The organism is Methylobacterium trifolii (assembly GCF_022179685.1).
Taxonomy (GTDB): domain Bacteria; phylum Pseudomonadota; class Alphaproteobacteria; order Rhizobiales; family Beijerinckiaceae; genus Methylobacterium; species Methylobacterium trifolii.
Genome location: NZ_BPRB01000042.1, coordinates 1 through 13,685, shown reverse-complemented (window position 1 = coordinate 13,685; position 13,685 = coordinate 1). Strand labels below are relative to the sequence as shown.

The 13,685-nt window shown below is 69.2% G+C and carries 17 protein-coding genes; 10 read left to right on the top strand and 7 right to left on the bottom strand.

The window, feature by feature from the left end; translation table 11 throughout:
• The 7 genes from COGEMETH_RS03660 to COGEMETH_RS03630 all read left to right on the top strand — a co-directional run.
• On the top strand, positions 1-1,981 hold a 1,981-nt coding region (locus COGEMETH_RS03660), incomplete at its 5' end, for a TIGR02302 family protein (protein ID WP_238181268.1).
• Positions 1,982-2,090: 109 nt separating this feature from the next.
• Positions 2,091-2,276, top strand: coding sequence for a twin transmembrane helix small protein (locus COGEMETH_RS03655; protein WP_238181267.1), 186 nt, complete (start codon positions 2,091-2,093; stop codon positions 2,274-2,276).
• 126 nt (positions 2,277-2,402) lie between these two features.
• Complete coding sequence (locus COGEMETH_RS03650; RefSeq protein WP_238181266.1) at positions 2,403-3,020, top strand: acyloxyacyl hydrolase; 618 nt, start codon at positions 2,403-2,405, stop codon at positions 3,018-3,020.
• A gap of 22 nt (positions 3,021-3,042) precedes the next feature.
• Positions 3,043-3,615, top strand: a complete 573-nt coding sequence (locus COGEMETH_RS03645) for a cob(I)yrinic acid a,c-diamide adenosyltransferase (protein ID WP_238181265.1) — start codon at positions 3,043-3,045, stop codon at positions 3,613-3,615.
• Between the two features lie 294 nt (positions 3,616-3,909).
• Positions 3,910-4,659: an electron transfer flavoprotein subunit beta/FixA family protein gene (locus tag COGEMETH_RS03640; RefSeq protein ID WP_238181264.1), complete on the top strand. Its 750-nt coding sequence runs from the start codon at positions 3,910-3,912 to the stop codon at positions 4,657-4,659.
• 78 nt (positions 4,660-4,737) lie between these two features.
• Positions 4,738-5,688: an electron transfer flavoprotein subunit alpha/FixB family protein gene (locus tag COGEMETH_RS03635; RefSeq protein WP_238181263.1), complete on the top strand. Its 951-nt coding sequence runs from the start codon at positions 4,738-4,740 to the stop codon at positions 5,686-5,688.
• 192 nt (positions 5,689-5,880) lie between these two features.
• Positions 5,881-6,762 carry a 3-hydroxybutyryl-CoA dehydrogenase gene (locus tag COGEMETH_RS03630; protein WP_238181262.1) on the top strand — a complete coding sequence of 294 codons (882 nt, stop codon included), beginning with the start codon at positions 5,881-5,883 and terminating at the stop codon, positions 6,760-6,762.
• A 29-nt stretch (positions 6,763-6,791) separates the two neighbouring features.
• Here COGEMETH_RS03630 and COGEMETH_RS03625 read toward each other — a convergent pair whose 3' ends face one another.
• Together COGEMETH_RS03625 and COGEMETH_RS03620 are read right to left on the bottom strand one after the other, a co-directional pair.
• The gene (locus tag COGEMETH_RS03625) at positions 6,792-7,100 is read right to left on the bottom strand and encodes a hypothetical protein (protein WP_238181261.1); all 309 of its coding nucleotides are present in this window, start codon (positions 7,098-7,100) and stop codon (positions 6,792-6,794) included.
• Between the two features lie 111 nt (positions 7,101-7,211).
• The gene (locus COGEMETH_RS03620) at positions 7,212-8,228 is read right to left on the bottom strand and encodes an NAD(P)H-quinone oxidoreductase (RefSeq protein ID WP_238181260.1); all 1,017 of its coding nucleotides are present in this window, start codon (positions 8,226-8,228) and stop codon (positions 7,212-7,214) included.
• 161 nt (positions 8,229-8,389) lie between these two features.
• Here COGEMETH_RS03620 and COGEMETH_RS03615 point away from each other — a divergent pair, with 161 nt between their 5' ends.
• Entirely contained in the window at positions 8,390-9,169 is a 780-nt protein-coding gene (locus COGEMETH_RS03615) for a class I SAM-dependent methyltransferase (RefSeq protein WP_238181259.1), read from the top strand.
• Between the two features lie 10 nt (positions 9,170-9,179).
• On the opposite strand, the gene upp is transcribed toward COGEMETH_RS03615, so the two are convergent.
• From upp to COGEMETH_RS03600, 3 genes are all read right to left on the bottom strand, one after another.
• Positions 9,180-9,815 (bottom strand): uracil phosphoribosyltransferase, encoded by a 636-nt coding sequence (upp, locus tag COGEMETH_RS03610; RefSeq protein ID WP_238181258.1) that lies wholly within the window; start codon positions 9,813-9,815, stop codon positions 9,180-9,182.
• A gap of 127 nt (positions 9,816-9,942) precedes the next feature.
• A complete protein-coding gene (locus COGEMETH_RS03605) occupies positions 9,943-10,413 on the bottom strand; it encodes a DUF2852 domain-containing protein (protein ID WP_238181257.1) in 471 nt (156 codons plus the stop codon).
• 78 nt (positions 10,414-10,491) lie between these two features.
• Positions 10,492-11,118, bottom strand: a complete 627-nt coding sequence (locus tag COGEMETH_RS03600; protein WP_238181256.1) for a TetR/AcrR family transcriptional regulator — start codon at positions 11,116-11,118, stop codon at positions 10,492-10,494.
• Positions 11,119-11,518: 400 nt separating this feature from the next.
• Here COGEMETH_RS03600 and COGEMETH_RS03595 point away from each other — a divergent pair, with 400 nt between their 5' ends.
• Together COGEMETH_RS03595 and COGEMETH_RS03590 are read left to right on the top strand one after the other, a co-directional pair.
• The gene (locus tag COGEMETH_RS03595) at positions 11,519-11,821 is read left to right on the top strand and encodes a hypothetical protein (protein ID WP_238181255.1); all 303 of its coding nucleotides are present in this window, start codon (positions 11,519-11,521) and stop codon (positions 11,819-11,821) included.
• 118 nt (positions 11,822-11,939) lie between these two features.
• Positions 11,940-12,329: a thioredoxin family protein gene (locus COGEMETH_RS03590; protein ID WP_238181269.1), complete on the top strand. Its 390-nt coding sequence runs from the start codon at positions 11,940-11,942 to the stop codon at positions 12,327-12,329.
• A gap of 45 nt (positions 12,330-12,374) precedes the next feature.
• On the opposite strand, the gene COGEMETH_RS03585 is transcribed toward COGEMETH_RS03590, so the two are convergent.
• Both COGEMETH_RS03585 and COGEMETH_RS03580 read right to left on the bottom strand, forming a co-directional pair.
• On the bottom strand, positions 12,375-12,563 hold the full coding sequence (locus COGEMETH_RS03585) for a DUF1192 domain-containing protein (protein WP_238181254.1): 189 nt from the start codon (positions 12,561-12,563) through the stop codon (positions 12,375-12,377).
• 13 nt (positions 12,564-12,576) lie between these two features.
• A partial coding sequence (locus COGEMETH_RS03580; RefSeq protein ID WP_238181253.1) for a phosphopentomutase occupies positions 12,577-13,685 on the bottom strand: 1,109 nt, incomplete at its 5' end.

Below are 13,685 nucleotides of genomic sequence, written 5' to 3'. Positions count from 1 at the left end.
CCCGCCGCTCTACACACGGATGCCGCCGCTCCTCATCACCATGACCGGCGGCGAGCAGCGGCTGCGCACGCCGGTGAACTCGCAGCTCATCGTGCGGATCGCCGGCGAGGGGCAGGCCGCCGCGCAGACCGTGCTGGCGCCCAATGCCGGCCTGAAGCCCGTCGAAGGTCGGGAAGCCCGGCCGGACCTGCGGGAGGAGCGATACCAGATCCTCGGACCGCAGGCCGAACTCGCCATCACCACGCCGGCCGGCCGGCAGCGCCTCGTCGTCGAGGCGATCCCGGACCATCCCCCCGAGGTGAAGAGCGTCGGCGGGCCCGAGGTCAACGGGCGTGGCACATTCAACCTCACCTATCGCGGCAAGGACGATTACGGCATCAGCTCGGCCGAGGGGGTGGTGGAGCCCCTCGCCGACGAGCGCACCCTGGTTCCGCCGCCGCGCATCGCTCTGGCGCTCCCAGTCGATGCCGCCGGCGAGACGGACACGAAGACCCTCGTCGACCTCACGGACAACCCGTGGTCGGGCGCGCGTGTGCGCTTCACCATCGTGGTGAAGGACGAGGCCGGTCAGGAGGGCCGGACCGCGACGGTCGAGATGGTGCTGCCGGCCCGCCCCTTCCGCGATCCCCTGGCGCGGTCGCTGGCCGAGGAGCGCCGCCGCCTCGTCACCGCGCCGGGTTCCGGAAGGCGCCGCGTCCAGACGGCGCTGGACGCGCTGCTGATCGCCCCGGATTCGTTCACGCCGCAGCCGGGCGTCTTCCTCGGCCTCAAGACCGCGGCCTTGCGCCTGCGCCGGGCCCGCACGGATGCCGACCTGACGGAGGTCGCCGACCTCCTGTGGGAGATGGCTCTCAAGATCGAGGACGGCGACCTGTCGGACGCCGAGAAGCAGTTGCGGCAGGCCCAGGACCGCCTCAAGGAGGCCATCGACAAGAACGCCCCCGACGACGAGATCAAGCGCCTGACCCAGGACCTGAAGCAGGCCCTCGACAAGTTCCTCAAGGAGATGGCGCAGAAGCAGGGCAAAGAGCCCCGGGACCAGGGCGAGCGCCGTGAGCGCGGCCAGCAATCCAAGTCTGTCACGCCGGACGACCTCGACAAGATGCTCAAGGACATGGCCGAGGCGATGAAGCGCGGCGACACGGCCGAAGCCCAGCGCCTGATGGAGCAGTTGCGCAACATCCTGGAGAATCTCCAGAGCGCCGAACAGGGCGGCAAGTCCGATCAGGCCGGCCGCGAGATGCAGAAGCAGATGAAGGAACTCGACCAGATGGCCCGCGACCAGCAGGGCCTGCGGGACGAGACCTTCAAGGAGGGCCAGGACAAGCGCGGCGCCGAGCAGGGCCAGCGCGGCCAGCGGCCGCAGCGCGGGCAGCCGCCGGGCCAGCGCGGTCAGCAGGGAGCCGAACAGGGCCAGCAGCCCGGACAGCAGGGCCAGAGCGGCAAGGGCCAGCAAGGCCAGCAAGGCCAGCAAGGGGAGGGTAGCGCCGGAGAGCGTCAGCAGGCTCTGCGCCAGCGCCTGGAGGACCTCGAGAAGCGCATGAAGGAGAACGGCATGAAGGGCGAGGAAGGCCTTTCCGATGCCGAGGACGCCATGCGCGAGGCGGAGAACGCCCTCAAGCAGGGCAGGCCGGGCGACGCCGTCGATGCCCAGGGGCGTGCCCTCGACGGGTTGAAGCGCGGCGCCGAAGGCATGCAGCAGCAGATGCAGGAGATGGCCGAGGGCGAGGGCCAGGGCGAGCAGGAGGGCGGGCAGCAGCCCGGCCAGCAGGGTCAGGCCGGTTCCCGGGACGACGACCCCCTCGGCCGGCCGACCCGCGGCCGCGACATGACGGACGGACGGGTGCGCGTGCCGGGGGCCGACGAATCGGCGGTGCAGCGCGCCCGGCGGATCATGGAGGAACTCCGGCGCAAGCTCGGCGATCCGAGCCGGCCGCGGGAGGAACTCGACTATTTCGAGCGCCTGCTGCGACGGAATTGACCAGCCCCAGGCCTGCGCCGGGCCCGTCGACGGAATATGCCATACGGCTTCACGATCGCGGGCGTGAACCCGTCACGCCTCGGATTCGGATTTCAGAGACCCCAAAGCCATGTCGGCCAACACCCTCGTCCTCATCGCCTGCATCGCTGTCGCGGCCGTGCTGCTCCTCGGCCTCGCCAACATGATGCGCGGCGGCAGCGCGAACGTGTCCCAGAAGCTCATGCGCCTGCGCGTGCTGCTCCAGTTCATCGCCATCGTCGTCATCATGGGCGTGGTCTGGTGGCGGTCCGCCTGAGACGGGTGTGACCGTCAGGCCGCACCGGGCCGGTTTCAAGCTTCGGTGGGATGATTCCAGGCCTCCGGCCGGCCGCAGCGGTCCGTCAGCGTGATACGGATGGGCGGTTCTGATGGATCACCCTGCATGATCGCCCGATTCCAACGCCTCCTCATCGGCGCCGCGACCCTCGCGGCGATCTCGCCAGTCGCCGCGGCCGATCTCGGCTACGCGCCGCGCCCCGCCGCCTACGCGCCGCCGGCACAGCCGTTGAGCATCGTCTCCGAAGTGCGGATCGGCGGTTCCGTGCAGGACCCCGGCAGCGCCGAGCGCAACACCGAGAACGTCAACGGCGAGATCCTGTTCGCCAAGCCGCGGGTCAGCCTCGACCCGTTCTGGCAGGCGTTCGTGCCGCGCCCGACCGTGGGCGGCAGCTACAATTTCGGCGGCAAGACCAGCTACGCCTATCTCGGCGCAACCTGGACGGTCGAACTCTTCCCGCAGACCTTCAGGAACACCGTGTTCCTGGAAGGCTTCTTCGGCGCCGGCGCCCATAACGGCGCCACCGGCCAGAAGGCCGACACCCCCTTCGGCTTCAACGCGCTCGGCTGCTCGCCGCTGTTTCGCGAGGCGGCGGCCCTGGGCTTCCGCATCACCGAGCATTGGAGCATCATGGCGACCGTCGAGCACATGTCGAACGCCGGGCTCTGCGCCAACAACCGCGGCCTGACGAACTTCGGCGGCAAGCTCGGCTACACCTTCTGAGCCGGAAAGGCGTCCGCAACCCGTGGTCACCCTCAACCGCATCTACACCCGGACGGGCGACAAGGGCACCACGGCGCTGGCCGATGGGCAGCGCCGCTCGAAGGCCGACCTGCGGGTCGAGACCTACGGCACCGTCGACGAGACCAACGCCTGCGTCGGCCTCGCCCGCCTTCACGCGGACGCACGCTTGAGCGCGATGCTGGGGGCGATCCAGAACGACCTGTTCGACCTCGGCGCCGACCTCGCGACCCCGCCGAGCACCGAGCCGCCGGCCTACGAGCCGCTGCGGGTGGTCCAGAGCCAGGTCGAGCGGCTCGAAACCGATATCGATGCGCTCAACGCCGACATCCCGCCGCTGAAATCCTTCGTCCTCCCCGGCGGATCGGCGGCCTCGGCCGCCCTGCACCTCGCGCGGACCGTCTGCCGCAGGGCGGAGCGTCTGGCCGTGCAACTGGCCGCGACCGAGGGCGAGACCGTCTCTCCCGAGGCCCTGAAATACCTGAACCGCCTCTCCGATTTCCTCTTCGTCGCCAGCCGTGCCGCGAACGCGAACGGCGCGGACGACGTGCTGTGGGTGCCCGGCGCCAACCGGTAGTCGCCGCGCGCGGATTTGCCGTACCACCATGCCGAATCACCGCTGATCGTCGCCTGGGGCCTTTTCGAAAGGTCGCCTCCGCGCGCGTTGACAAGGCGGAAATGTGGCCGCTACGGTCCGCGCGCTGTGCGAGCCGGCCGGGAATTCGTGTCCGTCACGAACCTCCCGCTGCGCCGTCCATACCCAAAGAGAGGGCTCCCGGTGATCGGGAGTTGGTGAGGTGCCCTTCCGCGCGATCCGCGCTAGGTGCCGCATCGTCCGACAAGACATTCGGCGTGGAGGATAGTGACCGCCATGAAGGTTCTGGTGCCCGTCAAGCGGGTCGTCGATTACAACGTGAAGATCCGCGTCAAGGCCGATGGGTCCGGTGTCGAACTGGCCAACGTCAAGATGTCGATGAACCCCTTCGACGAGATCGCCGTCGAGGAGGCGATCCGGTTGAAGGAGAAGGGTAAGGTCACGGAGATCGTCGCCGTCTCCATCGGGCCGCAACAGGCGCAGGAGACCCTGCGCACCGCCCTCGCGATGGGCGCGGACCGGGCCATCCTGGTGAAGACGGACGTCGCCTGCGAGCCGTTGGCCGTCGCCAAGATCCTCAAGGCGGTCGTCGAGAAGGAGAGCCCCGAACTCGTCATCCTCGGCAAGCAGGCCATCGACGACGATTCCAACCAGACCGGCCAGATGCTCGCCGCCTTGCTGGGTTGGCCGCAGGGCACCTTCGCCTTCAAGATCGAGTTCGGCGACGGGCAGATCGACGTCACCCGTGAGGTCGACGGCGGCCTGCAGACGGTCTGCCTGAAGCTCCCGGCGATCGTCACGACCGACCTGCGCCTGAACGAGCCGCGCTACGCCAGCCTGCCCAACATCATGAAGGCGAAGAAGAAGCCTCTGGAGGAGCTGGCGCCCGACGCGCTGGGGGTCGACGTCACGCCGAAGCTGACGATTCTCAAGACCGCCGAGCCGCCGGGTCGCTCGGCCGGCGTCAAGGTCGGTTCGGTCGGCGAACTCGTCCAGAAGCTCAAGGGCGAAGCCGGCGTGATCTGATCGATCGATCGTCCGGATCGCTCCCGCCCCGGTGGTCGAGCGATCCGCAATCCCGAGGTTTCGAGGTTAGAAGACAGCATGGCCACTCTCCTTCTCGTCGAGCACGCCCAGTCCGAGATCAAGGACGGCACGTTGAAAGCGCTGACCGCGGCCAAGGAACTCGGCGGCCCGATCCACGCCCTCGTCCTGGGATCGGGCAGCAAGGCTGCCGCCGAGGCGGCTGCGAAACTCGACGGCATCGAGAAGGTGCTCAACGGCGAGGATGCGGTCTACGACCACGATCTGGCCGAGCCGGTCGCCGCGCTGATCGTGTCGATCGCCGAGCCCTACGATGCGATCGTCTGCTCGGCCACGACCACCGGCAAGAACATCCTGCCCCGCGTCGCCGCGCTGCTGGACGTGCCCCAGGTCTCGGACATCATCAAGGTCGTCTCGCCCGACACCTTCGAGCGCCCGATCTATGCCGGCAACGCGATCCAGACCGTCCAGGTCGCCTCCGGCAAGAAGGTGATCACGGTCCGCACGGCTGCCTTCAAGGCCACCGGCGAAGGCGGTGAGGCAGCGACGGTCGAGGCCCTCTCGGCAGCCGCACCGGAGGCCGGCGGATCGAGCTTCAAGGGCGAGGAGATCGCCAAGTCCGATCGTCCGGAACTGGCATCCGCCAAGATCATCGTGTCCGGCGGCCGGTCCCTCGGCTCCGCCGACAAGTTCAAGGAACTGATCGAGCCGCTTGCCGACAGCCTCGGCGCCGCGGTGGGCGCCTCCCGCGCGGCGGTTGATGCCGGCTACGCGCCCAACGACTGGCAGGTCGGCCAGACCGGCAAGGTCGTGGCGCCGGACCTCTACGTCGCGGTGGGCATCTCGGGCGCGATCCAGCATCTGGCCGGCATGAAGGATTCGAAGGTCATCGTCGCGATCAACAAGGACGAGGACGCACCGATCTTCCAGGTTGCCGATTACGGCCTCGTCGGAGACTTGTTCCAGGTCGTACCGGACCTGCAGGCCGAGATCGGCAAGGCCAAGGGCTGAGGCGGGCGCCGTTCCGGTTTCATCGCGGGCGGCGTCTGCCGCACTGCACGATCGGAAGGGTTCCGTCGCTCGGACGGAATGCGCTAGAAGGTTGTTGCGTCGCGGGTTTCGCGGGTCTTCGCACTTGCGGCGCAGCGCAATTGAGTTCGACAGCCGATCCGGCTGCACGCTTCCGAGGACGCAGGTCGCGAGATGGGCATCGATATCAAGCGGATCGGCATCATCGGAGCCGGCCAGATGGGCAGCGGGATCGCCCAGGTCTGCGCCGCGGCGGGTCTCGATGTCTTGTTGAACGACCGGGATGCCGAGCGGATCAGCGTCGGCATCACCGGGATCGACGGCAACCTCGGGCGACAGGTCTCCAAGGGGACGATCAACGACGACCAGCGCCGGATGACCCTCGGTCGGATCGTCGCCGCCCGCAGCTTCCACGATCTGGCGCCGTGCGACCTCGTGATCGAGGCGGCGACGGAGAACGAGGCGACCAAGCGCGAGATCTTCTCGAACCTGTGTCCGGCCCTGCGCCCGGAAGCGCTCGTCGCGACCAACACCTCGTCCATCTCGATCACGCGACTGGCCGCATCGACGGATAGGCCCGAACGCTTCATCGGGATCCACTTCATGAATCCGGTGCCGCTGATGCAGCTCGTCGAGCTGATCCGGGGCATTGCCACGGACGACCCGACCTACGAGGCGGCCAAGGCCTTCATCGCCAAGCTCGGCAAGATCTCGACTATGTCGGAGGATTTCCCGGCCTTCATCGTCAACCGCATCCTGCTGCCGATGATCAACGAGGCGATCTACACGCTCTACGAAGGTGTCGGGTCCGTGGAATCCATCGATACCGCGATGCGGCTCGGCGCGAACCACCCGATGGGGCCGTTGCAGCTTGCGGACTTCATCGGCCTGGATACCTGCCTCTCGGTAATGCAGGTCCTGTACGAGGGGCTGGCCGATTCGAAGTACCGCCCCTGCCCACTCCTCGTGAAATACGTCGAGGCCGGCTGGCTCGGCCGCAAGACGAAGCGCGGCTTCTACGATTATCGCGGCGAGACGCCTGTCCCGACGCGCTGAGCGCCGGGACGTCTGCGGTCGTGCGAGCGCTATTTCGGAGTGCTGCCACCCTCGGTGCCGGGCGTCGACTTCTGGGGATAGGCGGGGTTGCCGGCCGGGACACCACTCGTGTTGCCCGAGGACGGCGCATTCGACTGACCGGTCACCGAGCCGGTCACTTCCTTGCGGGAGGCGTCCTGGCTCTGGCTGGCATAGTCCTTGGGAGCATTCGCGCCGTTCCAGGTAAGCAGAACGACAGCCGCGACCGCGACCAGCACCAAGCTCGCTACCAGCACCCAGAGAGCGGGTTTGCCGCGCTCACCCTGCCGAGCCTTCTGGTCGTTCAACTTCTCGGCCATTGAGAACCCTCGATCCGTGCACGCGACAGGCGTGAACTCACTGGGGGGCGAACGCCGCCCCGCCGATGCTGGTTCCTGTCACGGCGTCGCACCTGCGCCTCGACCCGGGGTTCAGCGGCCGGTCGTGAGCAGGATCTTTCCGAGATGCGCGCTCGACTCCATCAGTTCGTGGGCCTTGCGCGCGTCATCGAGCGGGAAGGTGGCGTGAATCACCGGCCGGATGGTGCCGGCATCGAGCAGCGGCCAGACATCGCGGCGAAGCCCCACGGCGATGTCCGCCTTCTCCGCCTTGGACCGGGGGCGCAGGGTCGCGCCCGTGAACGTCAGGCGCTTGATCATGATCGGCGTGATGTTGAAGGCCTCTACCTTGTAGCCGCCCATCAGGGCGATCAGCACCAGGCGGCCTTCCACCGCCAGCGAAGCGATGTTCTTCTCGAGGTAGCTCGCACCGATCATGTCGAGGATGACGTCGACGCCCTTGCCGTCCGTCAGCCGTTTGACCTCTTCGGCGAAATCCGTCTCGCGGTAGTTGATCGCGGCCTCCGCGCCGAGGTCTTCGCAGAAGCGGCACTTCTCGGCCGAGCCGGCCGTGGCCAGAACGCGCGCGCCGTGGTGCTTGGCGATCTGGATCGCCGTCGAGCCGATGCCGCTCGACCCGCCATGGACCAGGAAGGTCTCGCCGGCCTTGAGCCGTCCGCGCTGGATGACGTTGGAATAGACCGTGAAGAAGGTCTCGGGGATGCCGCCTGCGTCAATGAGGGAGAGCGGCCCGGGTCTGGGCAGGCAGTGCCCGGCCTCGACGGCCGCGAACTCCGCGTAGCCGCCGCTGATCGTCAGGGCGCAGACCTCGTTTCCCAGGGACGGAGCGGAGACGCCTTCGCCCAGGGCGACGACGCGTCCGGAGACTTCCAGGCCGGGCACCGCGGTCGCCCCCTTCGGCGGCGGATACTTGCCCCCCCGCTGCATGACGTCGGGACGGTTCACGCCGGCGGCGACCACCTCGATCAGGACCTGGCCCGGCCCCGGCTGCGGCACGGGCACGGTCTCGACGGCGATGACCTCGGGGCCCCCCGCGCCGTCGAAGCGGATCTGGCGCATGGTGTTGGGCAGGCTCGGCGTGGCGGACATCGCATTCTCCCTGTTGCGCTTCTAGTTGCGGCGGCCCGCGCCGTTGGCAAGCCCGCGCCACGCGCCGACGGGCGTGAGACGCCGCGGATCAATCCGCGCTCTGCCTTATCGCCGGTTCTCTGGTAAACGGCGGCCGACCCTCCCATGCGAGAGCCCCGATCATGACCGTCGAGCCGAAGCTCCTCAGCACGGCGCCGTCCGACCAGAACGTCCTCGACCTGTTCAAGGGCGAGTGGTCGTCGCGCATGCCCGCCGACCTGGGCGTCACCGTACAGCCGGGTCATGCCGCGCTGTTCGAGGACGACCGGCTCCAATGGGCGAACGCGGTCCTCGGGCCGCTGGACGGCCTGGACGTCCTCGAACTCGGGCCCCTGGAAGGGGCCCATGCGACGATGCTCGAACGGTTCGGCGCAGGCTCGATCACGGCCGTCGAGGCCAACCCGCGCGCCTTCCTCAAGTGCCTGTGCGTGAAGGAGATATTCGGCCTTCAACGGACCCGGTTCAAGCTCGGCAGCTTCGTGCCCTACCTGGAGACCTGCGCGCCCGTCGATCTCGTCGTGGCCTGCGGCGTGCTCTACCACATGACGGACCCGCTCCGGCTCCTGGAGCTGATCTGCGCCAAGGCCGACCGCATCTTCCTCTGGACGCACGTCTTCGATCCCGCGCTCGTGGCGGAACGGGACGACCGCGCCTTGTTCTCGGCGCCGCAGGCGCTTGCCGGAACGCCCTATCGCGGGGTCCGGCGGCGGTATCCCGAGGCGGCCAAGTCCTGGCGGGGATTCAGCGGCGGCGCGGACGCCCATGCCATGTGGCTGGAGCGCGACAGCCTGCTCGCCTACCTGCGCGACAAGGGCTACGCGCTGACGATCAACTTCGAGGAGACGCATCACGTCAACGGGCCGGCCCTCGCCCTCTGTGCCCAGCGCCGAACGACCCTTTGACATGGATGGCTCAGCGGGTGCCGTACATCCTGTCGCCGGCGTCGCCGAGGCCGGGGACGATGTAGCCGTGATCGTTGAGGTGGCTGTCGATGGCCGCCGTCCAGATCGGCACCTCGGGGTGGGCGGCCTGCAACCGGGCGATGCCCTCGGGGGCGGCAAGCAGGCAGACGAAGCGCAGGTCCTGCGCGCCCCGCTCCTTCAGGCGATGCAGGGCCGCGACCGCTGAGTTCGCGGTGGCGAGCATCGGATCGAGCACCAGCACGGTGCGGTCGGCGAGGTCGGACGGCGCCTTGAAGTAGTACTCGACCGCCTCCAGCGTCTCGGGATCGCGATAGAGCCCGACATGGGCGACGCGGGCCGAAGGCAGCAGCGACAGCATTCCGTCGAGGAAGCCGACGCCGGCCCGCAGGATCGGCGCGAGCACCAGCTTCTTGCCCTGGAGCCGGCGGCCCTCCATGGCCTGGATCGGCGTCTCGATGGTCACCGGCTCCAAGGGCAGGTCTCGGGTGACCTCGTAGGCCAGCAGCATGCCGATCTCGTTCAGCAGGTTGCGGAAGCCTTGCGTCGAGCGGTCCCTGTCCCGCAGCAGCGTCAGCTTGTGCTGCACGAGGGGGTGGTCCACCACCGTGACCTGCGCCGCCTGCATGAACCCGCCCTTTCGATCCGCCCGCTTGGGTGTGCCCAACCGCGACGGCGCGCGCAACGCGACGCAGGCAAAAAGAAAGGCCCCCCGCATCCGCGGGAGGCCCTCGATCGTCGACAGTCCGGCTCGATCAGGCGCTGAACGGCTTGCCGTCCGAGCCTTCCGTCCGGCGCTTGGCCATGAAGGCGTCGAACTGCTCGCGGTCCTTGGCCCGCTTCAGCTCCTCGACGAACTCGGCAAAGGCACGGCTCTCCTCCTGAAGGGCGCGGCGCTGCGCCTCCAGGCGGTCGATCTCGGTCTTGCGATACTCGTCGAAGGCCCAGTTTCCGCTGGTGCCGCGGCGGCTGGCCGCCTCGAAGGCACGGGCGAAGCGCGAGGTCGAGCGCGCACCGCCCTCGAAGCCGGCCGCACCGCGCCGGGCGTAGTCACGCAACTCGTTGAAGGCCGGATAGCCCGCCACCTTCCAGGCGACGAGGGCCAGACCGATCGGCCACCAGTAGATGAAGCCGACGACGATGGCGCCGATCTCGAGGGATCGTCGCGGAAACGGGCCGGACCGGCAGACCTTGCCGTTCGCCCAAGGGGAGGAGGATGTGCTCACGGGAGGCTCCGCTGTTCATGTGAACAGCGTTAACATGCGGGCTCGGTTTCGGGGTTTCAAGGGCCTGCCGAATCCGGCTCAGGACTGCCGGGACGCCCCGGCCCCGTGGACGAGGGCGAGCACGCCGGCCCGCAGCAGCTCGTACTTGTCCGGAATGCCCGGCCCCTTCGGCAGGTGGCCGGCGGCCGCGAGGGTGGCGAGGCCGTGGGACAGGGCCCAGACTTCCAGGGCGATGAAGCGGGGCGCGACGCCGCCGAACCCGTCCGGGAAGGTCGATTGGAGCGCCTCCACCAGGAGGTCGAACGGCGTGGGCCGGGCGCCCGTCTCGACGCCGGCGAGCGTCCCGCGGGTCTCGAAGATCGCCGCGTAATAGCCCGGCTCCTCTTCCGCGAAGGCGAGGTAGGCCTCCCCCATCCGCGTGAAGCGCTCCAGCGGCGTGCCGCGGGAGGTGAGCGCGCGGGCGAGACGCTCGGCTAGGTCCGCAAAGCCCCGGCCGGCCAGCTCCTCGAGGAGGGCCTCCCGGCCGCGGAAATGGCGGTACAGGGCGGCGGGCGTCACGCCGACGAGGCGGGCGGCGTCCACCAGGGTGAAGCCGCCGATGCCCCGCTCGGCGATGAACCGGCGCGCGGCCTCGATCAGGGCCTCCTTGAGGTTCCCGTGATGGTAGCTGCGCCGGTCTCCCGGTCCGTCCCGCCAGGGTCGCAATGGGTCTTCCTCAACACGCGCACCTGATTACGGGCGAACGTCGGGTTGGTTTCAGGCGGCAGGCTCCGACCGCCGCCTTTTCCGTGCGACGAAGTATCGAAGCGTCGCCACCGGCGAGCGGAATCATCCGCCCGGCGCTAGGATTCTCTACCAGAGGGGACCCGGATTGGGCATCGCGTGTCTACCGATAGACACAAAAATACCTCGACGCTCGACGCGCACGGGAACGACGAATGTGATAGTGTTACGTTCTCTCTCGGCGGATCCGCTCCGCGGACGGCGTCACCCTTTTTCCGAGACGTGTATCGCGACCCGATGATCGACCGTCCCTCGCAGCAGGCTGCCCGACCCGCACCACGCAGGTCCTGCCCCGTCTCGCCGCTGGGGAGCGCCTGAGACGATGGCGTTCGTCAGCCTCAAGGCGTGGCGGGCACGCTCTGCGGAGCGGTCCGCCCTGTCTGCGCGGTTGAAGCGCGACCTCGTGGCGGCCCTCGGCCTCGGCGAGGCAGATGCCCTGACCGTCAACGAGATCGCCTGCGCCGATCCGGGCTGCCCCGACATCGAGACCGTGGTCCTGGTGATGCGGGCCGGGGAGCCGACCCGCGCGATCCGGGTCCGGCGGCCGATGGACGACCTGGCGGCCGGCGACCTGTCCGAGGTCGTGGCGGAGGAGGGCCGGCAGCGGGAGGCGGGTAACGTGTGATCGCCAAAGCTCGGACGATTCCGACGTCATCTCGATGATGTGACGGGCCGGGATCGGAGCCGGCGCGTATGACGCTCGGATCGCCCTCATGCGGGACGCCCGCCAGGACATCGCCGGAATGACCACGCGCCGCCGCCTCCTCGCGCTCCTCGCCTTCGCCGCCCTCGGGAGCGCCCCTGCGGCGGCGGCCGAGCCGGTGCCGTTCTCGCAGGGCGCCTTCGAGGCGGCGCAGAAGGCCGGCAAGCCGATCCTGGTCGAGGTCAGCGCGCCCTGGTGCCCGATCTGCAAGACGCAGAAGCCGATCCTGGCCAAGCTCGCCGCGGAGCCGCGGTTCAAGGAGCTTCAGATCTTCGACATCGATTTCGACAGCCAGAAGGACCTGCTCCGGCGGCTCAACGTGCGGATGCAGAGCACGCTGATCGCCTACAAGGGCGAGACCGAGACCGGCCGGTCGGTGGGCGAGACCCAGCCCGAATGGATCGAGGGCCTGCTCGAAAAGACCCTCTAGATCTTTCGGCCTCGGTCAGGCTTAGAGGCGGCTCGCGACGGTCCGTCAGCGCTTGAAGAAGGCGTCCGCCGCCCCGAGCGCCGCCTGCTTGGCCACGCGGGCCGCCTCCAGCCGCGCGACCTCGGCCCTCAACGACGCGATGCGTTCGTCGAGGTCGGCGATCGAGAGCGTGTCGAGGGATTGTCCGATCGCGTGGGTCGCGGGCGCTTTCGGGCGTTCGTCGTCGTCGCGCATGAAATCAATCTCCTCACCACCAGGATCGGCCGAATGCCGGCGGCGGCAGGCGGAGATGGGCCGCCACCGTGGCGCCGATGTCGGCGAAGGTCTCGCGCCGGCCGACCGGGCCGGCCGGCACTGCCGGGCCGAAGGCGAGGATCGGAACCTGCTCGCGGGTGTGGTCGGTGCCCCTCCAGGTCGGATCGTTGCCGTGGTCGGCGGTGATCAGGGCGAGATCGCCCGGGTGCAGGGCCTCCACGATTTCCGGCAGGCGGGCGTCGAAGGCTTCGAGTTCGGCCGCATAACCCGGCACGTCGCGGCGGTGGCCGTGCTCGGTGTCGAAATCCACGAGGTTCAGGAAGACGAGGCCGCCCTCCGGCAGGTCGCGGAAGGCATCGAGCGCCGCCTCAAAGCAGGCGGCGTTCCCGGCGGCCTTGATCTCGCGCCCGGTGGCGCGGTGGGCGAAGATGTCGCCGATCTTGCCGACGCACACGACCGACCGCCCCGCCCGCTCGGCCATGTCGAGCAGGGTCTCGCCGGGCGGGGCCACGGAGAAGTCCTTGCGGTTGGCGGTGCGGCGGAACCCGCTCTCGGCCGAGCCGGTGAACGGCCGGGCGATCACCCGTCCGATGCGGTAGCCGTCGCAGATCGCCCGCGCGGTGCGGCAGAGGTCGTAGAGGCGTTCGAGCCCGAACGACTCCTCGTGGGCCGCGATCTGGAACACGCTGTCGCCCGAGGTGTAGCAGATCGGCTTGCCCGTGCGGACGTGCTCGGCCCCGAGTTCCTCCACGATACTGAGGCCGGCCGCGTGCCGGTCGCCCAGGATGCCGGGCAGGCCCCCTTGCGCGATCAGGTCGCGGGTCAGGGCCTCGGGGAAGGCGGGCCTCGTGTCGGGAAAGCGCCCCCACGGCTCGCGCATGGGCAGGCCTGCGATCTCCCAATGGCCGGACGGTGTGTCCTTGCCGGACGCCGTCTCGACCGCGTGGCCGTAGGCGCCGCGCGGCGGCCCGTCCGGTTCGAGGCCCGGCGGAACCCGGCCCGTCGCGCCCTCTGCGGCCAGCCCGAGGCCGAGCGCGGTGAGATGCGGCAGCGCCAGGGGGCCGGCGCGCAGGCCAGCGCGGTCGCCGCGGCCCGCGGCGC

Coding starts and splice junctions, on each gene's coding strand:
- COGEMETH_RS03655 (WP_238181267.1), top strand. CDS start 2,091: ATGTCGGCCAACACCCTCGTCCTCATCGCCTGCATCGCTGTCGCGGCC.
- COGEMETH_RS03590 (WP_238181269.1), top strand. CDS start 11,940: ATGACCACGCGCCGCCGCCTCCTCGCGCTCCTCGCCTTCGCCGCCCTC.
- COGEMETH_RS03640 (WP_238181264.1), top strand. CDS start 3,910: ATGAAGGTTCTGGTGCCCGTCAAGCGGGTCGTCGATTACAACGTGAAG.
- upp (WP_238181258.1), bottom strand. CDS start 9,815: ATGCAGGCGGCGCAGGTCACGGTGGTGGACCACCCCCTCGTGCAGCAC.
- COGEMETH_RS03620 (WP_238181260.1), bottom strand. CDS start 8,228: ATGTCCGCCACGCCGAGCCTGCCCAACACCATGCGCCAGATCCGCTTC.
- COGEMETH_RS03625 (WP_238181261.1), bottom strand. CDS start 7,100: ATGGCCGAGAAGTTGAACGACCAGAAGGCTCGGCAGGGTGAGCGCGGC.
- COGEMETH_RS03615 (WP_238181259.1), top strand. CDS start 8,390: ATGACCGTCGAGCCGAAGCTCCTCAGCACGGCGCCGTCCGACCAGAAC.
- COGEMETH_RS03585 (WP_238181254.1), bottom strand. CDS start 12,563: ATGCGCGACGACGACGAACGCCCGAAAGCGCCCGCGACCCACGCGATC.
- COGEMETH_RS03635 (WP_238181263.1), top strand. CDS start 4,738: ATGGCCACTCTCCTTCTCGTCGAGCACGCCCAGTCCGAGATCAAGGAC.
- COGEMETH_RS03630 (WP_238181262.1), top strand. CDS start 5,881: ATGGGCATCGATATCAAGCGGATCGGCATCATCGGAGCCGGCCAGATG.
- COGEMETH_RS03650 (WP_238181266.1), top strand. CDS start 2,403: ATGATCGCCCGATTCCAACGCCTCCTCATCGGCGCCGCGACCCTCGCG.
- COGEMETH_RS03595 (WP_238181255.1), top strand. CDS start 11,519: ATGGCGTTCGTCAGCCTCAAGGCGTGGCGGGCACGCTCTGCGGAGCGG.